Source organism: Micromonospora sp. NPDC047740 (assembly GCF_043204735.1).
Classification (GTDB): Bacteria; Actinomycetota; Actinomycetes; order Mycobacteriales; family Micromonosporaceae; genus Micromonospora.
Genome location: NZ_JBIDCT010000015.1, coordinates 93,507 through 119,252, shown reverse-complemented (window position 1 = coordinate 119,252; position 25,746 = coordinate 93,507). Strand labels below are relative to the sequence as shown.

At 70.2% G+C, this 25,746-nt stretch carries 17 protein-coding genes and 2 pseudogenes; 8 read left to right on the top strand and 11 right to left on the bottom strand.

What is annotated here, in order from left to right:
* Nucleotides 1–38: 38 nt before the first annotated feature.
* Nucleotides 39–1,475: a beta-propeller fold lactonase family protein gene (locus ACGF4F_RS26295; protein ID WP_393081223.1), complete on the bottom strand. Its 1,437-nt coding sequence runs from the start codon at nucleotides 1,473–1,475 to the stop codon at nucleotides 39–41.
* A 239-nt stretch (nucleotides 1,476–1,714) separates the two neighbouring features.
* On the opposite strand from ACGF4F_RS26295, the pseudogene ACGF4F_RS26290 reads away from it, so the two are divergent.
* Nucleotides 1,715–2,212: pseudogene (locus ACGF4F_RS26290) on the top strand (transposase); the annotation flags it as partial.
* Here ACGF4F_RS26290 and ACGF4F_RS26285 read toward each other — a convergent pair.
* The gene (locus ACGF4F_RS26285; RefSeq protein WP_393081220.1) at nucleotides 2,155–2,787 is read right to left on the bottom strand and encodes a tetratricopeptide repeat protein; all 633 of its coding nucleotides are present in this window, start codon (nucleotides 2,785–2,787) and stop codon (nucleotides 2,155–2,157) included. The pseudogene ACGF4F_RS26290 and the gene ACGF4F_RS26285 sit on opposite strands and share 58 nt — an antisense overlap.
* Complete coding sequence (locus ACGF4F_RS26280) at nucleotides 2,678–5,293, bottom strand: CHAT domain-containing protein (RefSeq protein ID WP_393081217.1); 2,616 nt, start codon at nucleotides 5,291–5,293, stop codon at nucleotides 2,678–2,680. The genes ACGF4F_RS26285 and ACGF4F_RS26280 overlap by 110 nt, the downstream gene beginning before the upstream one ends.
* Nucleotides 5,294–5,480: 187 nt before the next feature.
* On the opposite strand from ACGF4F_RS26280, the gene ACGF4F_RS26275 reads away from it, so the two are divergent.
* The 4 genes from ACGF4F_RS26275 to ACGF4F_RS26260 all read left to right on the top strand — a co-directional run bounded on the left by ACGF4F_RS26275 (nucleotide 5,481) and on the right by ACGF4F_RS26260 (nucleotide 10,582).
* Nucleotides 5,481–6,794 carry a S8 family serine peptidase gene (locus ACGF4F_RS26275; protein WP_393081214.1) on the top strand — a complete coding sequence of 438 codons (1,314 nt, stop codon included), beginning with the start codon at nucleotides 5,481–5,483 and terminating at the stop codon, nucleotides 6,792–6,794.
* A gap of 28 nt (nucleotides 6,795–6,822) precedes the next feature.
* Entirely contained in the window at nucleotides 6,823–7,449 is a 627-nt protein-coding gene (locus tag ACGF4F_RS26270; RefSeq protein ID WP_393081211.1) for an RNA polymerase sigma factor, read from the top strand.
* The gene (locus tag ACGF4F_RS26265) at nucleotides 7,424–7,888 is read left to right on the top strand and encodes a hypothetical protein (RefSeq protein ID WP_393081208.1); all 465 of its coding nucleotides are present in this window, start codon (nucleotides 7,424–7,426) and stop codon (nucleotides 7,886–7,888) included. The genes ACGF4F_RS26270 and ACGF4F_RS26265 overlap by 26 nt, the downstream gene beginning before the upstream one ends.
* Before the next feature lie 864 nt (nucleotides 7,889–8,752).
* Nucleotides 8,753–10,582 (top strand): S8 family serine peptidase, encoded by a 1,830-nt coding sequence (locus ACGF4F_RS26260; protein WP_393081205.1) that lies wholly within the window; start codon nucleotides 8,753–8,755, stop codon nucleotides 10,580–10,582.
* Nucleotides 10,583–11,157: 575 nt separating this feature from the next.
* On the opposite strand, the gene ACGF4F_RS26255 is transcribed toward ACGF4F_RS26260, so the two are convergent.
* The 7 genes from ACGF4F_RS26255 to ACGF4F_RS26225 form a co-directional block, all read right to left on the bottom strand.
* Nucleotides 11,158–12,684 (bottom strand): sulfite exporter TauE/SafE family protein, encoded by a 1,527-nt coding sequence (locus ACGF4F_RS26255; protein WP_393081202.1) that lies wholly within the window; start codon nucleotides 12,682–12,684, stop codon nucleotides 11,158–11,160.
* Nucleotides 12,685–12,719: 35 nt separating this feature from the next.
* On the bottom strand, nucleotides 12,720–14,006 hold the full coding sequence (locus ACGF4F_RS26250) for a tetratricopeptide repeat protein (RefSeq protein ID WP_393081199.1): 1,287 nt from the start codon (nucleotides 14,004–14,006) through the stop codon (nucleotides 12,720–12,722).
* A gap of 56 nt (nucleotides 14,007–14,062) precedes the next feature.
* Nucleotides 14,063–14,563, bottom strand: a complete 501-nt coding sequence (locus tag ACGF4F_RS26245) for a sortase domain-bontaining protein (protein WP_393081196.1) — start codon at nucleotides 14,561–14,563, stop codon at nucleotides 14,063–14,065.
* Nucleotides 14,564–14,839: 276 nt separating this feature from the next.
* A complete protein-coding gene (locus ACGF4F_RS26240) occupies nucleotides 14,840–16,474 on the bottom strand; it encodes a DUF4331 domain-containing protein (RefSeq protein WP_393081193.1) in 1,635 nt (544 codons plus the stop codon).
* 499 nt (nucleotides 16,475–16,973) lie between these two features.
* Entirely contained in the window at nucleotides 16,974–17,429 is a 456-nt protein-coding gene (gene coaD / locus ACGF4F_RS26235; protein ID WP_393081190.1) for a pantetheine-phosphate adenylyltransferase, read from the bottom strand.
* Between the two features lie 215 nt (nucleotides 17,430–17,644).
* Nucleotides 17,645–19,141 carry a hypothetical protein gene (locus tag ACGF4F_RS26230; RefSeq protein ID WP_393081188.1) on the bottom strand — a complete coding sequence of 499 codons (1,497 nt, stop codon included), beginning with the start codon at nucleotides 19,139–19,141 and terminating at the stop codon, nucleotides 17,645–17,647.
* Between the two features lie 605 nt (nucleotides 19,142–19,746).
* Nucleotides 19,747–20,082 carry a hypothetical protein gene (locus ACGF4F_RS26225; protein ID WP_393081185.1) on the bottom strand — a complete coding sequence of 112 codons (336 nt, stop codon included), beginning with the start codon at nucleotides 20,080–20,082 and terminating at the stop codon, nucleotides 19,747–19,749.
* A gap of 262 nt (nucleotides 20,083–20,344) precedes the next feature.
* Here ACGF4F_RS26225 and ACGF4F_RS26220 point away from each other — a divergent pair, with 262 nt between their 5' ends.
* On the top strand, nucleotides 20,345–20,722 hold the full coding sequence (locus ACGF4F_RS26220; protein ID WP_393081182.1) for a nuclear transport factor 2 family protein: 378 nt from the start codon (nucleotides 20,345–20,347) through the stop codon (nucleotides 20,720–20,722).
* Nucleotides 20,723–20,794: 72 nt separating this feature from the next.
* On the opposite strand, the pseudogene ACGF4F_RS26215 reads toward ACGF4F_RS26220, so the two are convergent.
* Nucleotides 20,795–21,455: pseudogene (locus ACGF4F_RS26215) on the bottom strand (transposase); the annotation flags it as partial.
* 443 nt (nucleotides 21,456–21,898) lie between these two features.
* Here ACGF4F_RS26215 and ACGF4F_RS26210 point away from each other — a divergent pair.
* Together ACGF4F_RS26210 and ACGF4F_RS26205 are read left to right on the top strand one after the other, a co-directional pair.
* Nucleotides 21,899–24,316, top strand: coding sequence for a PQQ-dependent sugar dehydrogenase (locus ACGF4F_RS26210; protein ID WP_393081179.1), 2,418 nt, complete (start codon nucleotides 21,899–21,901; stop codon nucleotides 24,314–24,316).
* A 17-nt stretch (nucleotides 24,317–24,333) separates the two neighbouring features.
* A complete protein-coding gene (locus ACGF4F_RS26205; protein ID WP_393081176.1) occupies nucleotides 24,334–25,485 on the top strand; it encodes a ThuA domain-containing protein in 1,152 nt (383 codons plus the stop codon).
* Nucleotides 25,486–25,746: the final 261 nt, after the last annotated feature.

Below are 25,746 nucleotides of genomic sequence, written 5' to 3'. Positions count from 1 at the left end.
GGCCACAGCACCACCGGTTGGGACGTCTTGGGTTGTGGTCAGTGTTGGATGGTGAGCACGTGTGAGGCTTGAGCGGCCGCCGAGCCGTTGCACAGTGTCTGACTTCCGGTGAATACCCGGCTGGTTGAGCAGGTTTCGTTGTCAGTGATGGTTAGGGTGACGGTGTAGGTGCCGGGCCGTCGGTAGGCGTGCGTGGGGTTGGATCCGCCGTCGTCGAGTCGTGTGCCGTCGCCGAAGTCCCAGGCGAATTGCGCGATATGGCCGTCGGGGTCGGTCGATGGTGATGCGTCGAACCGTGCGGCGTTGCCGGCCCGGGGTACATCGGCGACGAACGCTGCGGCGGGACCCTGGTTTGGTGTCAGCGTGAGCGCTTGGAATCCGGGGGTGATGCCGCCGGTGGGTAGAGGCGATCTTGCCACCTGGCGAAGTCCCCCGTCCGTGCCGATCGCGAAGATGTGCAGGTCGCTTGAGTCGACGTTGGACACATACAAATGCCGCCCGTCGGGGGAGGCGACGATCCCGAGCGGTCCGGCTCCAGCCTGGAACGGCGACCCGGTAACCGGTGTTAGAGAGCCGTTGTCATTGATCGTGTAGGCGGACACGTTCCGCTGCGTGTCAGGGCGGGTCAAGCCGGGGCTGGCGATGTAGAGGTGATGCCCGTCCGGGGTGATTGCGGCGCCTTCGGTGTTCTCGCCGGCGGCAAACTTCTCCCCCGGCACCGGGGTCAGGGTGCCGTCCTGGGCAATGTGGTACCCGAATACCGCTCTGGCCCCCTGCCCGGCAAGGTACAGGAGACGCCCGTCGGGTGAGATCGCCATCTGCGCGCCGGCGCCGCTGGTGAACGTTCGGCTGACCTCGCGCAGCGTGCCGTCTCTGTCGATGGCGAAGCCGATCAGGGCGTTGGGGCCGTGGTCCGTCGGGCGGCCGTGCCCGACGTAGAGGAACCGGCCGTCGGGGGTCACCGCGACACCACGCGGCGAGTCGAACCCGGTCGGCAGCGGGTCGGCGACCAACGACAGTGTCCCGTCACCGTGGATCGCGAATGTCGAAATCGTGCCGGAGTCAATGTTGGAGGTAAACAGCAGGTTCCCGGCCGGCGTGATCGTGATGCCGAACGGGAATAGGCCGCCTGTCGCCACCGGCGACGACAGCGCGGTGAGGTTGCCTTTCGGGCCGATGGAATAGGGCGTTACCCCGTGGACACCTCTGTTCATGACGAACGCCGTACGGCCATCCGCAGTGATCACCATCCCATTTGGATCACTGCTGGTTGCCAAGAGTTTGGCGGGCTGACGCGGCGTGCCGGCGGGACCGACCGGAAAGATCGAAATGTTCGCCGAATCAGCGTTCGTCGAATACAACACGCGGCCCGGTGGGCCGGACGTCGAACCCGCAGCCGCAGGCGACGGCGTGGCTGGCGCCAGGGTGACGCCGACGCTGAACACGACGCAGAGGAAAGCTGAATGAGAACGCATGCGGACTCCTTATCCCAGGCTGCGCTGATTTACCCTGATTCACGAAAGCGTGCCTGGAAGGGTTCACCGCCACCTGCCAGTTCGGCTATGCCAGCTGGTTACGTCATGGTCGAAGGAGATCGACAACCGGCGACTGAACACGGCGTCGCGGGAGTTGCCCCCTGTTAGCCTCGGCCCTTCGTTAAGGGCCCGTCCAGAGTGTGGGTGGAGAAAGAAGAAGTGCCTTCTGATCAGGGAAGATAGGGCTTGTCGAAGGTCCTGATCATCCCGTTACGGAAGGCACTTGCTGGGTGAAGGCTACCGCAACACGTCCGAGGATCGTGGTGACCGGCGGCGGGCGGGGCGTGGTCGGTCACGCGGGTGCCCGCCTGCTCGCCGACCTGGCCGACGCGACCGGGTTGACCAGCGCATTCAGTCAGGCTCTCGCCAGGTTGCGGCAGCGGCAGAGCGGGCACGATCCGGGCCGGATCGCCGTCGATCTGGCAGTGATGCTCGCCGACGGCGGCGAAGCGATCGCCGATCTCGCGGTGCTACGAGATCAGGCCGCCCTGTTCGGGCCGGTCGCCTCTGATCCGACGGCGTGGCGGCTGCTGTCGCACCTGGACGAGACCCTGCTGGCCCAGTTGCGGGCCGCACGGGCTCAGGCCCGCGAGGTGTCCTGGGCCCAGCACGCCGAGGTTCACGACCAGCCTTTCCCGCAGGTCAGCGTGACCGGCCAGCAGGTGGCGGGCCTGGTTACCCCGCGCACGAACTTCGCCCCCGGACAGACGCCCCCGGCCTGGTCGATCCGATCGCGCACGATTGCGGCCCACGGATGGTGCAGGCCCGCAAGGATTCGCGCCGACGCGTCCCAGTCTGCCCTGGCGGCGTCCTGGTCGCCTACCGCCCACCGGTCCTCCGCCCGGTGGATCAGCACCTCCGCCTCGAAGAACTGGTCGCCCAGATCCCGGAACAACGCAAGGGCGTGCTCGTAACAGCGGTCCGCCTGGCCTCGATCGCCGAGACGTGAGCAGAGTCGGCCGAGGGTATCCCAAGCGCTGGCTTCGCCGTGCCGATCGCCGAACCGCTGCAGCAGAGTCAGCGCCGTCCGGGTCTGGCGCAACGACTGGCGGAGATTGCCGGCCAGCGCGTGGTACCAGCCGGAACCGTTGAGGACCTCGGCACCAGCGCTGTAATTGCCGGCCAGCAGGAACGGCCTGCGGTCAGCCAGCCCCGAAACAGACGAACGCCGCCGCGGTGGCCCGAGCCGGGCCGTCGCCAGCCACGACGTAGGCCCGCTGCGCCTCGGCGAGGGCCTGGGCCGGGCGGGCACCTGCGCGCATCCGCTGGTGCAGATCCAGCATCAGCTCGGTGGTGGGCTCGGCCGGCACCGGCAGGACGGTCGCGATCAGGCACCGGGCTCCGAGCGCCAGCAGCACCGCGGTAAACCCCATGATCTCGTCGCCAGGGCGTACCCCGGTCAGGCCCGAATCGCACGCGGAGAGCACCACGCAGCCGGGCGGGCGGTCGATGCGCTCCCACTCGTACGCGAACAGCGGCCCGTCGGCCAGCTCCAGGGTGGAGAACTGCGGGTTGTCCGCGCGGAACGCGCCGTGCGCGGCGATGTGCACCAGCCCGGCTCCGTCCAGCGCGGCGGTCAGCGCGGCGGCGGTGGTTTCGGGCCCGGTGAGCAGCCGCGCCGCCGGCAGGACCTGCGCGAGCCGGCGTACCTCGGTGTGCGCGGCCGGCAGGCGCGGTCCGGCGGCGAGGACCGGCGGGCCGGCCGGTGGCTCCCGCTGGTCCGCCCCGAGCCAGACGGTGGCCGAGGCGGCGACCGTCACGGCGCGCCCCGCGCAGGTCGGCAGCGCCGACCAGGGCACGGCGTGCAGCGCCCCGACGGGGACGATCACCAGGGCCCGGTCGGCCAGCCGGCGCCGCAGCGGGTCGAACAGCTGCCGGTCCAGGGTCGCCGCGGCGTGCGCGGCCCCGGCCCGCGCGGCGGCGTCGTCGCCGGTGGTGATCAGCCGGCGTAGGGCGAACCGATGTCGTCGTGCCAGGTCCACCGCGTCGGCGAGCGCGCCGAGGTCGTGCAGGCTGGTCCGGCCGTCGCGGACCAGCACCGCCCGGAGCCGGTCGCCGTGGGCCACCAGCTCGACCAGCACCTGGGAGCCGAGCCGGGCGGCCAACGCGGCCACGCCGGGCGGGGTCACCACGGAGCCCCCGCCGGGTGCCCGCCGGGCCATGTCCTGGATGCGCCGCTCCAGTCGGGCCTGTCGGCCGCGCAGGGCCCGCGTGGAGCGGCCGGCCAGCGCCTCGTCCTCGATCAGGCCGCTGACCAGTCGCAGCTCGGCGAGTGCCGCCACCAGATCGGGGTCGTCCGGTGGTAGCGCGGGTCGGGTCCGCAGTGCGGTGGCCCGCCACCGCTCCGCCCACGCCAGGACCTGGGCCGGCGCGCCTGCCCGGACCCCGATGTCCAGGCCCTCGGCCGCCAGTTCCTGCCCGTACGCGCCGCTGTGAGCCCGCAGCTCCATGGCGCCGAGCGACGTGCGATGCCGGTCGAGCACGGCCAATCCCCGGCGCAGCGCCCGGGCCGCTCCGGGGTCGTCCCCGACGAGCCGGCGGGACAGGGCCAGCGCGTACCAGCCCTGCGCCCGCCGGTCGGCGGTGCCGCGGCGGCGGGCCTGGCTGGCCATCGCCAGCAGTTCCCGGGCCCGGCCGGGGCGTCCGAGCGCGGCGGCGAGCAGGCCGGCCTCGATCCGGGTGGTCAGGGCCGGGCCGGGCCAGCCGGTGGCGTCGAGCTGGTCGGCGGTACGCGTCATCGCGGTGAGCAGCGGGGTCGAGCGGATGCCCCGGCGGTACTCGGCGCGCAGCCCGACGTGTCGGGCGAAGGCGGCCCAGGTGCGTCGGCCCTGCCGGCGGAACCGGGCCCGGGCTTCGGCGGCGGTTCGGGTCGCGGTGTCCAGGTCGCCGGCGAGCAACGCGGCCCGGGCCCGCGCCAGCAGCGCCTCGGCGAGGTCGGAAGCCATGCCCCGGCGGCGCAGTTCCCGTACGGCCGCCGCGGCGACCTCGACCGCCTCGTCGACCAACGGCACCGACAGCAGCAGCTCGAACCGGTCCAGCAGCAGCGCCGGTCGGGAAACGGCAAGACGCCGGTACTCCTCGTCGACGGCGGCAAAGCAGCGCAGCGCCGCCGCGATGTCGCCACGTCGGCCGGCGGCGATCCCGCCGTTCCAGCGGGAGTCGGCGGCCGCCAGATCCAGCCCCAGCCGGTGGAAGGCGACCGCCGCGCGGGCGAGGTCGTCGTCCGCGCCGCCGGCGGCGTCCCGGCCGGCGTTGAGCAGCCCCCGGTTGTTGCGGGCCCGCGCCTCCAGCAGCAGGTCGCCCTCACGCTGGGCGATGTCGATGGCGAGGCCGTAGTCGCGCAGCGCCTCGGGGTAGCGGCCGCGGTAGTGCAGCACCACGCCCCGCTGCATCCAGGCCCGCCCGGCGTCGGCGCCGCTGAGCTGCGGCAGCGCGGCGGTCACCGCGCGCAGTGCGGCGGCGGTGTGGCCGGCGTTGGCCAGCACGTAGCCCAGGCTCATCCGGGCCAGCGCCCGGGCTCGGGGCGTGCCGGCGAGGCGTACCGCGCGCCGCAGGTGGTGCAGCGCGCCGGGCAGGTCGTTGAGTTCCCGCAGGGCCAGGCCGATCGCGCGCTCGGCGGTGGATCGCTCGTCGTCACCGACGGCGGGGCCGCCGGCGAGCGCGCGCTGAGCGATCGCGATCGCCTCGCGGGGATAACGCTGGACCGCGTCCAGCGCCGCCTGGGCCGCCCCGGCACCGGAACCGGCGCTGTCGGCCATGGGCACAGCGTCCATGATGGACGACGAGTCCGTCAATGTCGGCAACCAGTCACGGAATTGTCGGAATCCCGCACCTGCCATTCGCAACATTGACTCGGGGCTATGCGCTGGAAGAATCGGCGGCGCCCGGGGAAGGTGGTCACGCCGGCCACCCGGCGGGCATTCCCGTCGACCGCATGGAGGACCCATGCCGCCTGACCACCCCACCGCGCCGCGCCCGGCCGGCCGACTGTCCCGACGGCAACTGCTGGCGGCGTCCGCGCTCGCCGCGGCGGCGGCCCCGCTCGGCGTCGGACTGCGCCCGGCGCCGACGCTCGCCGACGGTGCGGACGACGACGCCTACCAGCGGACGTTCGATGAGGCGCTGGCCAACGACAAGAACGTCTGCCGGCACACCACGCCCGGGCGGGAGTTCCTCTACCGCCCCCGGCAGCTCCTCGCCGCTGACGCCGACGCCGAGCGGGTGACCGCCTGGCTGCGCGCCCACGATTACCCGGTGACTGTGGGGGCCGGCTTCGCCGGCGTCACCCGGCTGCTCTTCGACCGGGAGACCGAGGTCCCCGCGGTGGTGGCGAAGCTGCGCGACCCGGAGCAGTGGCCCCGGCAACCGGTGCCGAACGTGCAGCCGCACCACGTGCTGCTGGGACTGGGCAACATCATGGGCAACCCGGGCAGTCCGCCGGTGGCGGCCGCCGAGCTGCCGCCACCGGACGAGTCCCGGCTCGGCGAGGGCGCGGACGTGACGGTCGGGATCTGCGACACGGGCATCTGGCGGCAGGCCGGCGGCTACCACCCGCAGTGGCTCGGCGGCGCGTACCTACCGGAGATCGACGACGAGGACCCGCTGTACGTGCACACCGATGTGCTTGCCGCGCAGGGCGGGCACGGCACCTTCGTCGCCGGCGTCGCGCGGCAGGCCGCGCCGGGGGTGCGCGTCGACCCGGAGCAGGCACTGAACGCCACCGGGGTCGGCGACGAGGAATCGGTGGTGGCCGCCATGGACCGGCTCGCGCCGGAGGTGTCCGTGGTCAACCTGTCCCTGGGCGGGTTCACCCAGGACGACCAGCCGTCGCTGCCGCTGGCCAACGCCGTGGCCGCGTTGCCCAAGACGAGCGCCGTGGTCGCGGCGGCGGGCAACGCCGGCAGCAGCCGGCCCGTCTGGCCGGCCGCCCTGGAGCGGGTCATCGCGGTCGCGGCGGTCAGCCGGGGTGCCGAGGGCCTGGTGCCGGCCGCCTACAGTGGTTTCGGGCCGTGGGTCGACGTCTGCGCGGTCGGCGAGCGCGACAGCACGTACGTCGAGGGCCAGCTGCCGTTGCCGGGCCGGCCGACCCGGGTGTTCCGTGGCTTCGCCGCCTGGGCCGGCACGTCGTTCGCCACCGCGCACGTCTCCGGCCGGCTCGCCGCCTGGATGACCGCCGGCGGCCTGAGCGCCGACGCGGCCCGGTTGGCGCTGCTCGCGGAGCCGCGCTGGCACCCGGACTACGGCGTGCTCGTGAAATGAGCCGCACCAGCGACCGGGGGGAATCACGATGACCGACCGGAGTACGACCAGCCTGGTGGCCGCCGCCGCGGACGGGGACGAATCGGCGTGGGCGGGGCTGGTCCACCGATATAGCCCGCTCGTCTACTCGGTGATCCGGTCGTACGGCCTGAGCCACGCCGACGCCGCCGACATCAACCAGACCGTCTGGCTGCGCCTCGTGGAGCATTTGGGCCAAGTACGCAGCCCGCAGGCCCTCTCCGCCTGGCTGGCTACCACGGCCCGGCGCGAGTGCTACCGGCTGTCCCGCCTCGGCCGGCGCACCCAGCCCTTCGACCCGCACGACGACGCGCATCACGGCTTGTCCCGCACGACGGACGCCACGGCCCCCGACGAGGAACTGCTGCGCGCGGAGCGGCAGCAGGCGCTGCGTGAGGGCTTCGCGCAGCTGCCGCCGCGCTGCCAGGAGCTGCTGTCCCTGCTGACGGCCGACCCACCGGCCAGCTACCGGGAGATCGCCGAGCGCCTGGGCATGCCGATCGGTAGCATCGGGCCGACCCAGGCCCGCTGCCTGCACCGGCTGCGCAACTGCCCAGCACTGACCCCGTTCCTCACGGCGTCAGCGACGCAGGCGAACGGAGGTGAACGCGATGGAGCCGTGGCCGCCGGTCGATGACCACGCCCTGACGGCCGAGCTGGGCGCGGCGCTGTGGGCCATCGGACCGGTCCCCGAGGAGTTCCTGGGCGCGGGGCGGGCGGCCTTCACCTGGCGCACTGTGGACACGGAGCTGGCGCTCGCCGAGCTGACTTTCGACTCGGCGTGCGACGCGGAGCCGGCGGGGCCGACCCGCTCGGCCGGCTCGGCGCGGACGCTGTCGTTCCGCAGCGGCCCGGTCGTGCTCGAGATCGAGGTGACCGACGCCGGAATCGTCGGCCAGTTGTCCCCGCCCGGAGGCGGGCGGGTCAGCGCGCAGACCGCCTCCGGCAGCTACGACGAGGCGGCGGTCGACACGGTGGGCTTCTTTTCGCTGGGCTCTCCCCCACCCGGCCCGGTGCGGCTGTGCGCCCAAACCGACGAGTACGTGGTGGCCACCGCCTGGGTCTCGCTGCGCTGACGGTGAGCCGGCCTGCCGCCTCGCCGTCCGGTGACCGACCACGTGCCCATGGTCGCGAACATTGGCAGGTCAGGGCCGAGCGCTCCCGTACGCGTTCGCCGAGCGGTGGGTGGGCACCAACGCCGGGAGTGCACCGACCGAGCGCTCATCGTCGGCGAGCGCCACCTCGCGGCCGTGCTCGCGGGTACACCCGCCACTACAACGGCGATCGAACACACCAATCGTTGGACCAGCGCCACCGAAACCCGCGACGCATGCCGTTGACCTCGACGTCTCTCGGGTTCACCGCCGACCGATCCTCGGCGGGCTGATCAACGAGTATTGGCAGGTGTGGTCGGCGTACGCGGCGGCGAGGACCGACAGGGACCCGGTGCTCATCTTCGGGCTGGCGTCCGGCGTTCTTTGATCTCGCCAAACAGCGCTGACCGAGGTACCGCGGTCCCCGACGCCATGACCGGGGACAGGCACCAGACCACAGGTCATGGCCGCTCTGCGCAACGCCGCCACGGCGCCCTACGCCTGACCGGGGTCACCGACATCGCCGCCGTCAACCGGCATCACGTCCGCGACAGCACCCGCCCGCTGGCACTGCTCGGTATCACCTAACGCCTTCGCCAGGTCCCTGGAGCCGTACTGCACTCAGCAGCGCGTAGACGCTGGAGTCGACAGTGACCAGCAGGCGCACCCGACCACCACAACCGAGGCGCTGTCCATGGTGTGCCGGGCATCCGCTGATCGTAAGCGCGGTCACTGTCAATTACTTGACCTACCAGGTTCCGGCTGTATCAGGCGTTCTACCCCTCGCCTCTGTTGTTTCGACGGGCAGCGGCAGGCGCTGCACCGTCGTCAAGGGAGGAGGCACCCATGTCCGTATGGAAAAAGCGGGTGACCGTCGCGGCCTGCGCCGCCACGGCCGCCGTGCTGCTCCAGGCCGGCCTGGCCACGGCTAACCCGTACCCGATCGGGTCCGCCGTGCTGGCCACCACCGCGACATCTGATCCATTCGACGTCGTCTACAGCGTGGAGTACGAGGACGGCAAGATCTACAAAGCCGGCCAGGAGCGGCTTGGTGACGACGCGTACGGGAAGGTCATCCCGGAGCAGAAGGAGCTGAGCGAGGCCGAGCCGAAGGACCCGGAAAAGATCCAGCCGGCGTTGGAAGAACTGTTGGCGTCGGGTGATCTTACCAAGCACGCGGAAGTGGTGGTTACCTACCGCGAATGGCTGGACATCCCGGCTTTCCCAATGCCGGAGTTCAGCGAGGGCCGTGCCAGCGAGCGCAACAAGGAACTGCTCGACGAGGCGCAGCGCCTAATCGAGGAACTGCGATCGCAGCGGGCCGCGCGGTACCTCAAGCAGACAGCCGTGTTGGAGCAGTTCGGTGGTAAGACGCTGGACACGTACTGGCTGATCCAGGGTGTGCGGGCAGTGCTGCCGCTGGGCGCGGTGCGGGAGCTCGTCGTCAGCGACGACGTGCAGTACATCGAGTTGGCCGACGGTGTGGCGGAGCCGCCAGCAGACGCCAACCCGGACAACGACACGATCGACGCGCGGGCCCAGATCGCCAGCGACCCCTACTTCAACCTAGGACAGACGGCTGGTTGGATCGGGCTGCTGGACACCGGCGTACGCGAGTCACACACGGTGTTCAACGGGCCGGACCACCTGGCGATCGTGGACGACATCAGCGGCGATGGCGACCCTAGCGATCAGTGCAATCACGGTACGGCGTCGGCCGCGCTGATCACCGGCAACGGCAACCTGGGCGCCAACTGGCGCGGTGTCTCGGCCATCAGCCTGGACTCCTGGGATGTCTACGGCAACGACTGCCTCGTCGGCGGGGCCGCGACAGTGGATGGCTTCGAGGAGGCGGTGCGCTGGCTGGACAAGGTGATCGTCGCCGAGATCCAGCTCAACGCCTCGGAGACCAGCGCCTCGTCGACGGCGGCGGACAACGCGTACGCCTCCGGGTCGGTGGTCGTCGCGGCGAACGGCAACTTCGGATCGGGCGCGGGCACAGTCCGTTCGCCGGGCAACGCCCACAAGGCACTCGGGATCGGCGCCGCCGATCTGGTCAGCGATGCGCTGATGGGCTACTCGGGACGTGGCCCGACGGCCGATGGCCGGTACAAGCCCGACCTGGTGTTCCCGACGAACGTGGAGACTGCACGGTCCGGCAGTGACACCGCGATGGGCTCCTTCGGTGGGACCAGTTGCGCGACGCCGATCGCCGGTGGCGCTGTGGGCCTGCTACGCAACTGGATGCGTGGCGGGGTGGGATCGATCGACGCCGGGCACGTCTACAGCCACGCGATTCTCGGTGGACAGACGACGTGGCCGTTCGACAACAACACCGGTGCCGGCCCGTTCCGGCTCGGCACCGGCGGCCACGCCTGGTGGGGCAAGGTGAACATCGCGCAGGGCACCCAGGTTGACATCCCAATCACGGTGGCGGCCGGCAAGACCCTCTTGGAAGGGGCGCTGTGGTGGCCAGAGTCGGTCAGCCGGCATAACGACGTCGACCTGCGCCTCGTGGCGCCCGACGGCACGGTGCGTGACCTGAGCATCTCTGGCGTGAGCGTGTTCGAACGGGCCGGAGTGTCCGATGTGCGGGCCGGCGGATGGAAGCTACGGATCACCGGCTTCTCGGTAACCGGTACGCAGACCGTGTACTGGTCGGCGCGTACCAGGTAATCGACTGCACCCTGGTCCCCCGCCGCCCGCGCCCAAGACCGCGCGGGCGGCGGGCCATTCGCAGCGAGCGGGTCCAGCCCGGCCAGCCGGAACAGGTGTGCGCGCTGGCCACAAGCGTAGATCCACCGCGGTGCACGCTTCTGGCACCCTTCTGTGTCAAGGGGCGGCGGCGAGGGTTGTTCTAGGCTGGGGTGTGGCGGGTCCGGGAAATGACTTTCCGACGTGTCGATCTCGGGCTTTGGGTCGGCCGCGCTGGATTGCAGAGCCCCGCGTGTCCTACCGGACTCGTCCTGATTAGCTTCGCGTAGGCCACTATCTGCCGCTTCAGTGCCCGTAGTGCCACGTACTTGCCGGCGTGCCGGCCGTTACGGCTGTTGCGGCGCGACCGAGCGTGTCCCGGTAGGCCGCCCCTGAGTAGCTGGGGCCCTGGCAGCCGAGGGGCCAGGGCGTGGCTCATCTGACCGGCCGACGTCGCGTAAAACGCATTCTTGATCCGACCATTGTTGCCGCTCGCGGCGGTCCCGGACGTGCTGCTGGCTGCGCCGGCGCCGGCAGCACCAGCCAACGCCGCTCGTCTAGGACGACTGCGCCAGGAGTGGCCACGCCGCTCGGAGCGTGAGTATGACGCCGACGGCTAGGACCAGGCTGGCGGTGAAGATGGGAGTGGCGGTGGCGAGGCGGTCTGCCCAGTTCCCGACCCGGTGCTCGAGCCTGCTCGTCAGCCGTCGGTGCAGTCGGACGAGCAGCAGGCCGGCGAGGGTCAGGGTCGCGGCCATGCCGAGGCCGTAGGCGAAGACGAGGATGACACCGAACCAGGTACGGCCCAGCGCGACGGCTCCGAGCAGGACGATGAGGGCGGACGGGCTGGGCAAAATTCCGTTCGCAACGCCCAGGCCGACTAGTCCCCCTGCACGTCGAAGGCCATGCCGGTGACTGTAATGATCATGCGTGTGGTGGTCGTGGCTGTGATGGTCGTGGCGGTGGGAGTGGCTGTAGGCGTGCGTTCCCGAGGAGGGGTGGTGGTGTAGGACTTCCTCAGGTTTCGCCGGCCCGGCGAGGACGAGTTCCTGCGGCGCCTTCCGGCGGGGCCGTGCGGTGAGGGCGGCGGCGAGCAGGCTGGCACCGATGCCGGCGATGAGGAGACCGCTGAGCGCCCCGAGCCAGCCGAGGATAGTTTCCCCAGCCAAAGTAGTGGCCGTGGTGAGCAGCAGGCCGACGGCAAGGACGCCCGCGGTGTGGGTTGCGGTGACGGTGGCGCCGACGGTGAGGGCGTCGCGGTAGGTGCCGCGTCGGCCGGCGATGTAGGCGGCCATGACGGTCTTGCCGTGTCCGGGCAGCATCGCGTGGCCGGCGCCGAGCAGTAGTGCCAGCGCTATGCCGAGTATGCCGGCTAGCGGGGTCAGCCGGTCAGCGCCGGTGAGAGCGTTGAGCCGGTCACCGACGGCGCCCATTGACCGGGCGACAAGTCCCGCGACAGGGATGCTGACCTTGTTGGCCGCCCCTGTTTCGGCGCCTGCGCCAGCGGTCTGCAGCCGCACCGATCGTTGGTTGAGCGGAGATGACAGCAGGTTGTTGGGGTATTTGCGTAACTCGTCGCTGATGCTGGTGGCCTGGACTGGGGATTTGGTGATGCCGATGTCGTGTCCGGCGGCGGTGATCTCGTGCCAGCCGACGCGGTCGGGCCGGAAGTTGTCCTGAATGTGGATCGTGGCGGCCTTGCGAAGGTCGACGTTGGCGGTGAGGTGGCATTCGGTGCGGCCGGTGGCCAGGTTGGCGGCTCCGGGGTGGTAGGTGAAGGTGCTGGCGGTGACCCGCCAGGCGAGGACCCGATCGCCGGTTTTGACCGATAGGGCGTCGGCCACTGCCGTACAGGTGGCGGTGGCGTATGTGGTCTGCTCGGCGGGGGTGACAGTGCCGTCGCCGTCGCGGTCGACGGTGGCCTTCTGCTGCAGGGTGGGTATCTCCGCGTCGTCGATGACCGCCAGGTCCTCAATCCGGTCGGGATACAGGTGCAGGCCGTGGTAGTGGTTGACGCTGAAGTTTCCCAGCGGGTGGGCAGCGGCCGGACTCCCGACGCCTATCGCGATGGCCACGGCGGTCATACTCAGCGCCGTGGCGGTGGCGGGTCGTCGCCGTGTCATCGGCCGCCGCCGACGGTGTCCAGCAGGTGTCGCGCGACCGGCGCCTGGATGGCGTCGAAGTGCGGGTTGATCTCTAGTGCGCGGCTCAGGTCCGCCCGGGCCTGATCGTCGTCGCCCAGCGCATGGCGGATCGCCCCTTGGTGGTAATAGAGGGTGGCGTTGCGCCAGCCGAGGCGGGTGGCCTGAAGGGAGTACTCGAGCGCTTCCGCGTTGCGTCCGTTGCGGTGCAAGGCCCAGGCAAGCGCGTCGGCGGTCAGGACGCTGTGACGGGCGTTCCACTCCGCCCGCGCCTCGGTCAGCGCTTCGACGGCCTGGTCGTGGTCGGCCAGGAACGCCGCCGCGGTGAGGTGGTCGGAAACGCCGTTGGCGGCGGACAGTTGCCGGGCGGCGTTCACCAGGTCGTACTGCTGGCGGGCCTGGGTGGGCTGGCCGGTGGCGGCGAGCAGGTCACCGTACTCGATCAGCAGTTCGGGCAGCGGGCGGGCCTGCACTGCGCGGGCGTAGTCGGCGAGGGCGCCGGTGCTCTGGCCGAGCGCCGCTCGCGCCTTGCCGCGGCCGGCGTACAGCTGCTGGTAGGTCGGGTCGGCGGTGATGCCGGCGGCGTACTGGCGCAGGGCTTCCTGCGGGTCGCCGTTGTTGAACGCGAGCTCGCCGAGGTAGTAGCGGCAGAATGCCTGGTCGGCGGGGGTGGTTGCCTCGGCGAGGGCCCGGTTGAGGGCGTCGCGGGCCTCGGCGACCTGGCCATGCTGTTCGAAGTCGTAGGAGGCGCGGGTGAACGATGACACGCCCGGTTCGACGTCCAGCATCCGCTGCAGCTGCGTGCGAGCGCCGTCGTAGTCGCCGAGTTGGGTGAGGGCGTCGACCAGCACACCGTGGACGCTGCCTCCGTACGGGTTGAGCGCCTCGGCGCGGCGTCCCCAGTCCCGGGCCGCGGTGAAGTCGTGGCGGGCATTGGCCAGCGCGGCCATCCCGGTCATCGCCTGCCAGTTCGTGGCGCTCTCCAGCTCCAGCGAGCGCCGCAACGCGCCGTCGGCCTTTGGGTAGTAGGAGGGGTCGGCGGTGATCCGGGCTTGTTGCACGTAGGCCGAGCCGAGTTGGGCCCAGGTCACCCAGTCGTTGGGTAGGCGCTTGAGGCGCCGTTGTGCGGCCGCGACCGTGGAGTCCAGGGCGCTGCCGCCCGCCGTCGCGCCGGGCAACGCCGGGCGCGATTCGTGCTCTCGCGGCAGGTGTGTGGAGACGATCGGGGTGCCGACCAGGAGGACGACGCCGGCTAGCAGAAGCACGAAGGGCAGTCGGGTCAGCGCGCCTGACGCGGCGGCCACGCGGCGCCGCCGGCCGGTCACGACCCGCCGCCGGACAGGGTGGCGTAGGCGACGAGGTTGTCCCGGTAGCTGCCCGCCCGCTGGTCGAAGACGCCGGTGCAGGTGATCAGCCGCAGCTCGGCACGATTGCTGGGGGCGTATACCTCGCCTGAGGGGAAGGTCGCCTTCGGGTACTCGCTGAGCCGATAGACCCGGAACCGCCATTCCTTCCCGGCGATGTCCCGGACTTGCACATCGCCGCCCACCGCGAGGTCCCGCAGCCGGTAGAACACGCCCGGCCCGGTGTGCGAGTCCACATGTCCGACGATCACCGCGGGTGGTCCGCCCGCCTCACCGGGCATCGGACCGCTGGCGTACCAGCCAGCTACCTGATAGTCGGTGGGCGCCGGCAACGCACCATTAGCCTCACGCGCCAGGTCCACGAGCGTGGACCGCACCCCGATCGAGGGAATTGCCAGCTCGGCAGGCTGCGCGGGAGAGCCGGAGCCGATCCGGCCTGCGCCTGCCTCAGCCGTCACGGTCGGGACGGCAACCACATGGTTGACCGGCGCCCACACCGCATCCGTCGGTGGCCGCGCAGTCGCGGGCCGCTCCGCGCCTGAAGCCGCAACCAGCCCTGCGGCGGTCACCAACAGCACCGCCATCGGGAACCCGCGGAGCCGCTGCCGCACCGTCGACCACGTGCGCCCGCTGGCCCGCCCTTTAGCCACCGCGCACATCCCGGCAACCTCCTGTGAGCTCGAACCATGGGGTGCGGCGCCGGCCACCTACGCAGGCCGGCGCCGCGCTGTCAGTCAGTTCCCGTCCGCTGGGGGACTCGTCACCGCCAGCCGGTTGCGGCGGCGCCCGAGCAGCAGACCGGCCCCGAAGAAGCCAACCGCACCGAGGCCGCCGGCGATCCGGATCCACGTGACGGCTCGCGGCGCGGTGCCGCCGGCGCCGCCGGGCACTCCACCTGACGGCATACCGTCGGCGTCGATCTGGTTCACCGCCACGTTGCTCGGCAGCGCCAGATAGGGGAAGGTGTTCCCGAACGGCACGTTGTTGGTGTTGACCTCGTCACCTGCAGCGAGCGCGGGCACCAGTTGGCCCGTCTGCGCCGCGCCCTCGAACGCCTGCAACTCGATGTCCAGCACGTCATCGGTGAGACGTCGCCCGTTCGGGAAGCCCTGCAGGTCACCGCCGAGCACGCCCAGCCGATTCGGGTTGGCGGTCACGGGGACACTCATGTTCAACCGGAGCATCTCCGAGGGCACGAACGACGCCGCGTCGACGTCGGCGTTGAGGATCTGCGAGTTCAGGTCGGCCTGGATCGGCGCCTTCGTGTTGTCCAGGGTCGGCGCGTTCTTCGCGATGCCGGTCAGGAAGATCTCGGCGAGGTCGTTGCGGGGCGTCGCCGGTGCCGGGATGTTGTAGAGCTTCTGAATCACCTGCGGCAGTTCCGGGTTGAGGATCCGGTTGATCAGCTGCTGGTTCTTGCTGTCGTCCGCCGGTGTGCTGGCGTTGAAGGCGTCCTTCTGGTTCGCGGCCGGCACCAGCTCGTTGACGAGCGGATTACCCAACCGGGACACCTGAACCTGGTCTCCTCCGGCCCTCGGCTGGCTGACCTGCATCCCCTGTTGAGAGGTGGTGCTCCAGATGCCGACGACCGGGTTCCTCGTATCGTCCCCGTTCAACGCGAGCGCCGACTTGGGCACCTGCAACGCCACGGTCTGCACGTTGTAGCCGGCCAGGGTGTCCTGCCCGCGTTCGGACAAGTTCGCGCCGTAGATGAGGTCGAACACCCGCAGATCCAGGAAGAACGGATCCTCGGTCTGACCCGCGTACGTCTGACCGCCGCCTTCCACCGGAAGTATCGCCTGCTGTCGCAGCCGGCCATAGTCCGGCATCGACGCCGGCCCCACATCCGACGGCGCCGCCGTGCCGTCCTGCACCAACACCCGCGACTCGCCACCACGAATCTCGGTCAACGTGTACTTCTGTTTGAACAACAAGGTCGGGTCGGTCAGATTGTTGACCACGCCGTTGTTGTAAAGGAATGTCGTGCCGTCACGCTTGTCGTCGTTGGTGAAGACCCACCGGTAGGTGATGTCCGCCTTCGCGTCGCCGTTGTTGTCGATGTTGATGTCATAGCGCGCGCCGGGCTTGAAGAAGTAGAAGTTCGGACCGCCGTTGGGCTCCTCGAACGGCAGCCAGTTCGCGATCAACGTGACCGTGTCCTGCTTGTCGGGGCTCACGAAGGCGTACACGTCGGTGTTGTCCACCTCCGGGTCACCCGCGATCAACGGCGCCTCCCGGTGACTCGACGCCCCCGCCACCTCCGACACCAACCCGGCGCCGCCGGTTCCCGCGATCAACGCCAGAACGCCGGCGCTGGCGTAGCACGCCCGCACGCTGCGGCGCGAACTCCATCCGATACCGATCCGCACGCCCCACCCCCCCATGATCAGCCCGCCCCGAGGCAAACCGCCGGGCACCTGGCTCATTCAAAGCACGCGAGGGGGCAACGTGAGGGAAATCCACGAAAGGCCCGCCGCCGACGGTCAGGGGGCAGTAACGTGCCCTGCCCACAGCAACCAAGCCCCGGTCGTCCGGCCCGCGTTGTCGGCAGCAACAGCCCGGGCCGGATGCGGGACGATGTGCCTGCGCAACCGTCCCTGGGCAGGCCCGGCTGGTCAGATCAGCGGCGCCGGGCTGCATCCACCGGCTGGCGTCCTCGGCATTGCCGGGTGGAGCTGCTGCACGATGTCGCTGAACCAGAGATCAGCGTCGCGCTGGCCCGCCGGTGCGTACCGGTTTCATCGAACCCCCGCTGGAACCTTCGGTTGGATACTCGCCATCGTCGTCTTCGCCTATCTGCAGTAAACCCAGACCGCCTGGAACGGCGGCCATGCCATCACCTGGCAAGGCCGCCGGTACCCCTGGGGGTCACTCCTCAGCGTTCAGGGACGGACGGGCCGACTGTGCGGAGCGGTATGCGCGTGCGACCGTGGACGAGGTGGCGGCCAGCTGCGGACGGGTCGGCAACCAGACGGTCTGAATGCCGAGTTGCTCGTTCATCGCGGCGAGCTGGTACTCGTGGCGAAGGTCCGCGGCCGTGCGTAGGCCGCGGACGATGACCGTGGCACCGCGGCGCAGGCAGTAGGCGGTGGTCAGGCCGGTCCAGGTGTCCACCTCGACATTGCCCCAGGCTGCCGGCATGGCGTCGCGCACGTGTACGGCCCTGGTCGTGGCCTCGGCGGTTGGTTGCTTGTCGGCGTTCACGGCCAGCAACACGATGATCTGGTCGAACATCACCCGGGCGCGGGCCACGAGGTCGCGGTGCCCCGGGGTGAATGGATCGAACGTACCGGGATAGACGGCCAACGAACCGCGTACCGGCACCACTCCAGGATCCGGCGTAGCTGTCACCGCGACTTCAACCACATGGCCACGATCATCCCAGCCGTACGTTTGCCGACCCGACTGTGGGCCTTGTCGTCACCGCCGGCCACCGCCGACATCCTGATCTGCCGCAAGGCGCTCGGTCACCCGCTCCATCAGCCGCAACGAGCGCGGACCGCGCCCGGAGCCAGCGCTTCAGCCGTATCCAGCCTGGGTCACGGGCGCAACCGGGGCCAGCTCGGCGTGGTGCCGATGAGGTCCGTCCGTCCGGTGGCCACCGCGATTACGAAGTCGGTGAGCGTGCCGTTGAACGGCTCCAGTTCCCCGGCCCGCTCGACGACGACGGTCCAGGCGTTCGGGTTGGGGTCGGTGGCGTTCCAGCCGATCAGGTCGCGGCCCTCGGTCCCGCCGCACATCACCACCGGGAACGGTGGCTGCTCGTCGTCGAGCAGGTCGGTGAACCATTGCGTGTGCTCGACCGGGTCGCCGAACGACAGCCCGTCGAGCACGGCCTCGCCGTAGCCGGTGACCAGCCGCTTGAAGTCGTCGGGCAACCGCCGGCCGAGTTCCCGCTCGGTGTCGGTCCAGTCGACCTCGCCAGGGTCGGGCGGGCCGAGCAGCGTGGCGAGCAGGGCGAACGGGTCGCGGCGGCGTGTCGACGGCGGCGGCGCGGGCGGCACGCCGTCGGCGGCCGGGGTCCACAGCGCCGCCCCTGGGGAGGCCGCCGGATCGAGGATTGGCAGGTCCATCCGCCTGTCGAGCCACTCGGCCAGGAACGCCGTCGTGGGCAGGTCGATCCGCTGCCAGCCGGTGCCGATCACCACGACCGGCCAGTGGTCGGCGGAGTGCCAGGCCGGCAGCCACCACAGCGTCTCGCCGGTGGCCATCCGGCCCCACAGCCGCATCCCGGGCGGGTCCGGGTACAGGCCGGCCGGTGGGTCCGCCAGGTCGGCGGCGGCGTGCTCGGCGGCAAGGTCGAACCCGTCCGGCCCGCCCGGCGCGAGCAGGCGCAGCACGCCGCCGAGCGTTCCCGGCCCGGTGGCGTCGAGCAGCTCGCGGTAGTCCGCCGGGGCGTCAACATCAGCCCAGGGCCCGGCCCGGTCGCGGGTCGCTGCCGCTGCCGGCAGCGCGGCGAGCAGTCGGTCCAGCCCGGACCGTGACGGCGTGAGCGGCGCGACCGGCGTGGGACGCGGCCGTTCGAGGCTCAGGTCGGGGCCGTACCGCGCGGGCAGCGGGCCGGTGCGGTGGCCGGGGCTCCAGTCGATGCCGTCGGTGACCATGGCCGCCACCAGGTCGGTCATGGTCAGGTCGAACCGGTGCCAGCGGTGATGGGCGAACCGGGCGACGACCGGCCAGGTGTCCGGGTCCTCGGAGCCGGACGGGTCCCAGAAGAAGTCGTCCCCGGCCCGGCTCGTTGCCCACTTGAGCAGCCCCCACGGTTCGGGCCAGAACCGGTACGGCGCCGAGCCGGGGTTGGCGTCGCGGTTGGACCGCAGCCAGCCCAGGGTCCGGACCTGGTACGGCACCTCGCTGCCGGCAGGCGACCAGATCCACACGTACTCGCCGAGGTCGATCGGTCCGTAGGCGGCGGCGAAGGCTCGGAAGTCGGCCGGCAGCGGCACCCCGAGGCGAGCCTCGACGTCGGCCCAGTCGACGGGCGGCACGTGGGCGGGTGGCGGCCCGATGAGCGCGGCGAACCGGTCGAGATCCACGACCGGCAATTATGCCTTCGTTGATGAGCGGTGCGGCAGCTCCGCCCATCGTCGTGGTAACAGGCTCGGAGTCGTGTTCGGGAGGGAACGGATACCTGTTGGACGACGCCGGGTTTGCGTACCTGCCCAAAGGCCCAACTCCGGACCCGGAAACCCCCGACTTTGAGTCCCCGGTCTTCAAGCACCTCGGCGGTGCCTGGTACAGCTGGACCGCGAGTTGGTAGGCGAGGAACGCGAGGGCGAGTACCGGCCGCCCCACGCGACAGCATCCGCCTAGAAGATGAGGTTGCAGCCGTCTGGGGCGAGTGGGCGTTCCCGAACATCCGCTTGTGCCGCGAGGCTCGCGCTGACAGGGCGCGTTGTGGTTCGCCGCTGACGACAGCGTACGGGCAGGTTGACTACGAGTCTTGGACGAGGAAGCACCCGTGCCGGCCGTCGGTGGAGATGAACGCGAACGCCACCGGTGCGGCGCCGAGGTTGAGGTGGAACGGTTTCCAGTTCGCCTCGAGGCGTAGTAGGGGCCGCCACGGCCCGCTCGTGGGCCAGTCGTGCTCGTTGAGCAGTAGTGCCGTCCCGCCGATCTTGTCCTGGTCCAGTTGCTGGAATTAGCGGTCCCGTTCGTGTGGCGGCAGCGCCATGTAGGCGTCGTACGGCAGGTGCTCGGGGTCCTCGCCGCGGACCAGCTCGACGGTGTACTCCGCCGGCGACCCATCGCCGTGGTAGAGGGTTGGGCCGCTGGTCAGTGGGCTGGTCGGCCCGTCGAAGACGCCGCCGGGCTGGATGATGACGGCGTTCTCGCCGCCGTCGGGGAAGATGACGTCCGGGTCGAAGTCCTCCACGTCGCTGCCGTGGTCGCCATGGGTGAGGAACACGTAGGCCAACTGTCCCGGGCCGGCTCCGGCGAGCTCGGGCTCCAATGCGATCTGGCAGACGAACCGCATCGGGGTGTCCCAGCCTTGGCTTACCGGCCACTGCGGTCCGGTAAGCCAGACGGGCTGGCCGCCGAACTTGGTGACCGGCTCGGGCCGCGGGTCCCTGCGTGAGCTTGGCCCGGGGTGGGGCCACAGGCCGTTTTCGCAGCCCAACTGGCCTGCTCGGCGGTCCGAGGCGGAGCCTCTCTGGTGCTGTGACCGGGAAGGTTCACCGTGATCGGAAGGCGGCTCGCGGGACGAGCGCACGCGAAACGGCTGGTATTACTGGGGCATGCAGGAAGAGACCGCACGCTCCGCGATCGACACGTTCATCTCCGCGTTCAACGCCTCGGACGACAGCTATGTGACTGCCCTGCTCTCCCAGGCCCTGACCTCAGACGTGGTCTTCTGGGGGCCGTTGGGTCGCAGCGAAGGAATCGGGGCGGTCGAGCGGTTCGTGCTGGACATCCGACGCCACCCGGCGGGGACCGGCACGATGGTGCGCTGCTCAGCGGTGGACATGCCTGACGAATGGGCCCGGTACCAGTGGGTCTTCACTACGCCGGATGGAGGTCCCCGCCTGGCGGGAACGGACGTCGTCCATCTGCGGCGGAGCCTCATCGACCAGTTCATCGTCTTTGCGGGGGAGATCGAACCGTCCGCCTCCTGAGTCATCCTTCTGTCGCTGTCCTTCTCCTGAACTTGCCCCCTTCCGCGTTCGGGGGCTGCGGTTCGCGGTTGGTCAGGCTGCGGTGTTGAGGGGGCGTCCGCCCCAGCGGATGCCCTTTTCGCTGCGGGTGCGGGCGCGTTCCTTGCGTTGGGCGGCGAGTACGTCGGGGTGCCGGGCGTTGGTGTTGCGCCAGCGCAGGTAGCGGTGCAGTGTCTGGGTTTGCGCGGGGTGGCTGCGGTGGTGGGAGTTGGCCAGGGTGAACTGCCGCAGCGGGCCGAAGTGGGCCTCGATCGGGTTGGCCCAGGAAGCGTAGGTTGGGGTGAAGCACAGCTCGACCTTGTTCTTCTTCGCCCAGCGGCGGATGCCCGCGCCGGTGTGGGCGGAGAGGTTGTCCAGGATGATGTAGATCGGGGGACCGTCGGGTCGGGCGGCGCGGATCGACTTGAGCGCGGCCAGGGTTGGCGGTGCCCTTGCGACGTCGGTTGACGCCCCACAGGCGGTCGTCGCCCACGGAGTAGCAGCCGTGGAAGTAGGTGACGCCATGGGTGCGGCGGTAGGTCGCCGGCAGCCGGTTTGGCTTGCCCTGCTTCGCCCAGCAGGAGCCTCCGGTGGGCCGGATCCCCAGAGGCCCGAACTCGTCGAAGGCGAAGACCCGGTCCGGGAAGCGTTCCAGCACCTGCTCAATCCGGTCGAGCTTGGCGTCGCGATCAGGGTCGGGCGACTCCTTCCAGGTCACTACAACGAGCACCGCCCCCACCGGGCCCGCAACCAACTCCCGCCGGCCGCTGACCAACAGCCCATCGCCGTACACGAACTCGAAGGCCGCCGACTCCTGCGTACCCGCATCCTCGGCGTCATCAACGAGTACCGCTATGCCGCTTGACCTGCAGCGACGACTTTCCGAGCCCCACAGCCGCCTTTTGGTCACGGCCGAAAGGTTTCACGCGCGGCATCGATACATCTAGACAGGTCAATCCGGGTCCCCTACTGTGATCGCACGGCCTGAGACCGCTCTCTATACGATCCGTTCGGCGGCGGACGCGTGAAGTGTGCTCGACGACGCAGGTCGACGTCGCGGCATCCTCGGATGCGGCGCGGCGGGCGCGCGCCCTGCCTGGCGAACTTGGTCAGGAAGGGGCACTGGTGAAACGACAGCCCATCGTTCGATGGCAGCCAATGGCGGCCGCTCTGCTTCTGGTCGCCCCGGGACTCAGCGTCCTCGCCGCGCCGGCAACCCCGGCCGCGGCGGCGATCAACCCCGCCGACTTCCAGCAGGTCACGCTGGCCAAGGGCATGGCCGAGACCGGTGAACCCATGGCGCTCGCGGTGTTGCCGGACCGCTCGGTGCTGCACACCGCGCGCAACGGCACCCTGCGCCGCACCGATGCCGCCGGCAACACGTCGGTGATCGCGAACATCCCTGTGTACACGCACGACGAGGAGGGGCTGCAGGGCGTCGCCGTGGACCCGAACTTTGCCAGCAACCGCAACATCTACCTGTACTACGCGCCGCCGCTGAGCACCCCGGCCGGCGATGCGCCTGCCACCGGTACCGCCACCGACTGGGCGACCTGGACTGGGGTCAACCGCCTGTCCCGGTTCACCCTCAACGCCGACTACACGGTGAACATGGCCAGCCAGGTCACCGTCCTGGAGGTGCCCACCAGCCGCGGCATGTGCTGCCACGTCGGCGGCGACATCGACTTCGACGCGGCCGGCAACCTGTACCTGTCCACCGGCGACGACACGAACCCGTTCGAGTCGTCCGGCTACACGCCGATCGACGAGCGCACCAACCGCAACCCCGCCTACGACGCACAGCGCTCCGCCGGCAACACCAACGACCTGCGCGGCAAGGTCCTACGGATCAAGGTCAACGCCAACGGGACGTACTCGATCCCGGCCGGCAACCTCTTCGCGCCGGGCACCGCCAACACCCGGCCCGAGATCTACGCCATGGGCTTCCGCAACCCGTTCCGGATGAGCGTCGACAAGGCCACCGGCATCGTCTACCTCGGCGACTACGGGCCGGACGCGGGCCGGACCGACGCCAACCGGGGCCCGTCCGGTCAGGTCGAGTTCGACCGGATCACCGGGCCGGGCTTCTACGGCTGGCCGTACTGCACCGGCACCAACACCACCACCGAGACGTACAACGAGTGGAACTTCGCCACCAACTCCACCGGCCCGAAGTTCAACTGCACCGGCGGCCCGACGAACAACTCCTTCCGTAACACGGGCCTGACCACGCTGCCGGCGGCCAAGCCCGCCTGGATTCGTTACGCCGGCGACGCCGGCTCACCGCCCGAGTTCGGCACAGGTTCCGAGTCGCCGATGGGTGGCCCGGTCTACCGGTACGACGCCACGAACCCGTCGACCACGAAGTTCCCCGCCAGCCTGGACGGGCAGTACTTCGCCGGCGAGTTCGGCCGCGGCTGGATCAAGCCGATCGTGGTCAACGCGGACGGCTCGCCGGGCGCGATCGACAACTTCCCGTGGAACGGCAAGCAGGTCATGGACATGGCCTTCGGCCCCGACGGGTCGCTGTACGTCCTGGACTACGGCACCGGATACTTCAACGGCGACGCCAACTCCGCAGTCTACCGCTACGACTACGTCGGCGCCGCCGGCAACCGCGCCCCGACCGCGGTCGCCAGCGCCGACAAGACATCCGGCGCGGCGCCGCTGGCCGTGACGTTCTCGTCGGCGGGCTCCAGCGACCCCGATGGCGGGACGCTGACCTACTCGTGGGCGTTCGGCGACGGCGGCACCTCCACCGCTGCCAACCCGTCGCACACGTACACCACCATCGGCAACTACACGGCCACCCTCACGGTGCGTGACCCGCAGGGCGCCACCGGCACGGCCAGCGTGCCAATCAGCGTCGGCAACACCGCCCCGACGGTCACCGTCAACAGCCCCGCCTCCGGGCAGTTGGCCGCCTTCGGCGACAGCGTCCCGTGGAGCGTCACGGTCACCGACCCGGAGGACGGCACGATCGACTGCGCCAAGGTGACCATGGCCTATCTGATCGGGCACGACCAGCACGCCCACCAGATCACCTCGCAGACCGGCTGCTCCGGCACGATCACCATCCCGGCGGACGGCGAGCACGACGACGCGGCGAACATCTTCCCGATCTTCGACGCGTCCTACACCGACAAGGGCGGCCTCACCACCCACGCACAGAACATCCTGGCGCCGAAGCACCGGCAGGCCGAGCACTACAAGACCTCCTCGGGCGTCAACAAGGTCAGCAGGGCCACGGCCGAGGGCGGCATGACCGTCGGCGACATCAACAACGGCGACTGGATCCAGTTCGACCCGTACAAGCTCAACAACGTCACCTCGTTCACCGCCCGGGTGTCGTCCGCCGGGGCTGGCGGCATGCTGCGGTTCCGGACCGGATCACCAACCGGCGCGATCATCGGCTCGGCGACGGTCACCCAGACCGGGTCCTGGGACACGTACGTCACGGTGAGCGGCACCATCAGCGGCGCACCGGCAGGCACCACCTCGCTGTACGTCACGTTCGCTGGCAACGGCAAGCGCGCGCTGTTCGACCTGGACAGCTACACGTTCGTCACTGGTTAGAAGGGAGACCACCGATCATGACGCGTAGACTCGCTCTCTGCCTCGCCATCGTGGTCGCCGCGCTCGGCTTCAACGCCGTGCCGGCCCATGCCGCGCCGGACTTCACCGTGCTCGTCTTCAGCAAGACCGCCGGATTCCGCCACGACTCCATCCCCACCGGCATCCAGACGATCCGCGACCTGGGCACGGCGAACAACTTCGCCGTCGAGGCCACGGAGGACGCGGCCCAGTTCAACCCGACGAACCTGGCCCGGTTCAAGGCGGTCATCTGGCTGTCCACCACCGGCGACGTGCTCAACGCGACACAGCAGACCGCGTTCGAGAACTACATCCGCGCCGGCGGCGGCTACGTCGGCGTGCACGCGGCGGCCGACACCGAGTACGACTGGCCCTGGTACGGCGGCCTCGTCGGAGCGTACTTCGCCAGCCACCCGACAATCCAGCCCGCGACGGTCCGCATCGCCGACACCACCCACCCGTCCACGGTCGGTCTGCCGGTCGCCTGGAGCCGCACCGACGAGTGGTACAACTACCGCACCAACCCCCGCCCGCAGGTGCACGTCCTCGCCACGCTCGACGAGTCCACCTATACCGGCGGCACGATGGGCGGCGACCATCCCATCTCGTGGTGCCGGGCCTATGACGGCGGCCGGTCGTTCTACACCGGCATGGGCCACACCATCGGCAGCTACGGCGAAGCCAACTACCGCACGCACCTGCTCGGCGGCATCCGCTACGCCGCACAGGGCACCGGTGACTGCACGGTCAGCGCTCCCCCGCCGGACCTGGCGCTGAACCACCCCGCCACGGCGTCCAGCGTGCAGAACGCCTCTTTCCCCGCCTCGAACGCCGTGGACGCCTCCCCCACGACGCAGTGGACGAGCGCGTCGTCCGACCCGCAGTGGATCCGGGTCGACCTCGGCGGCACGTACACCATCAACCGGGTCCTGCTGGTGTGGGGAACCACGTACGGCAAGAACTACCAGATCCAGACCTCGGCCGACGGGAACACCTGGACCACGATCCGGACCATCACCAACGGCAACGGCGGCGAGGACGACAACTTCGCCCTGAACGCCTCGACCAGGTACGTACGCATCTACGGCACGGCCCGCGGCACCAGAAAGGCCGGCTACTCGCTGTTCACGTTCCAGGTGTACGGGACGTGATTCAACCGTCGGCGGCGTAATCGATCCCGCACTGACAAGAGCGGCGCGGAGGAGATCGCCAGCAGAGGCGGCACCACCGACGAATGGCGGTGCCGCCTCTGCGCTCTCTCGGCCAGTGGCCTGACCTGCAGCTGCAAACTCATCCGGCGCCACGAAACGAGTTGATCATCAATGCCTCAAATGTGGCCCCGCTGCGTCGACTCGGCCCGGGTGCCCCTGCATTTTGGGGGCGGGCTCGCCGTTGCAGGTGCCGAAAACCTC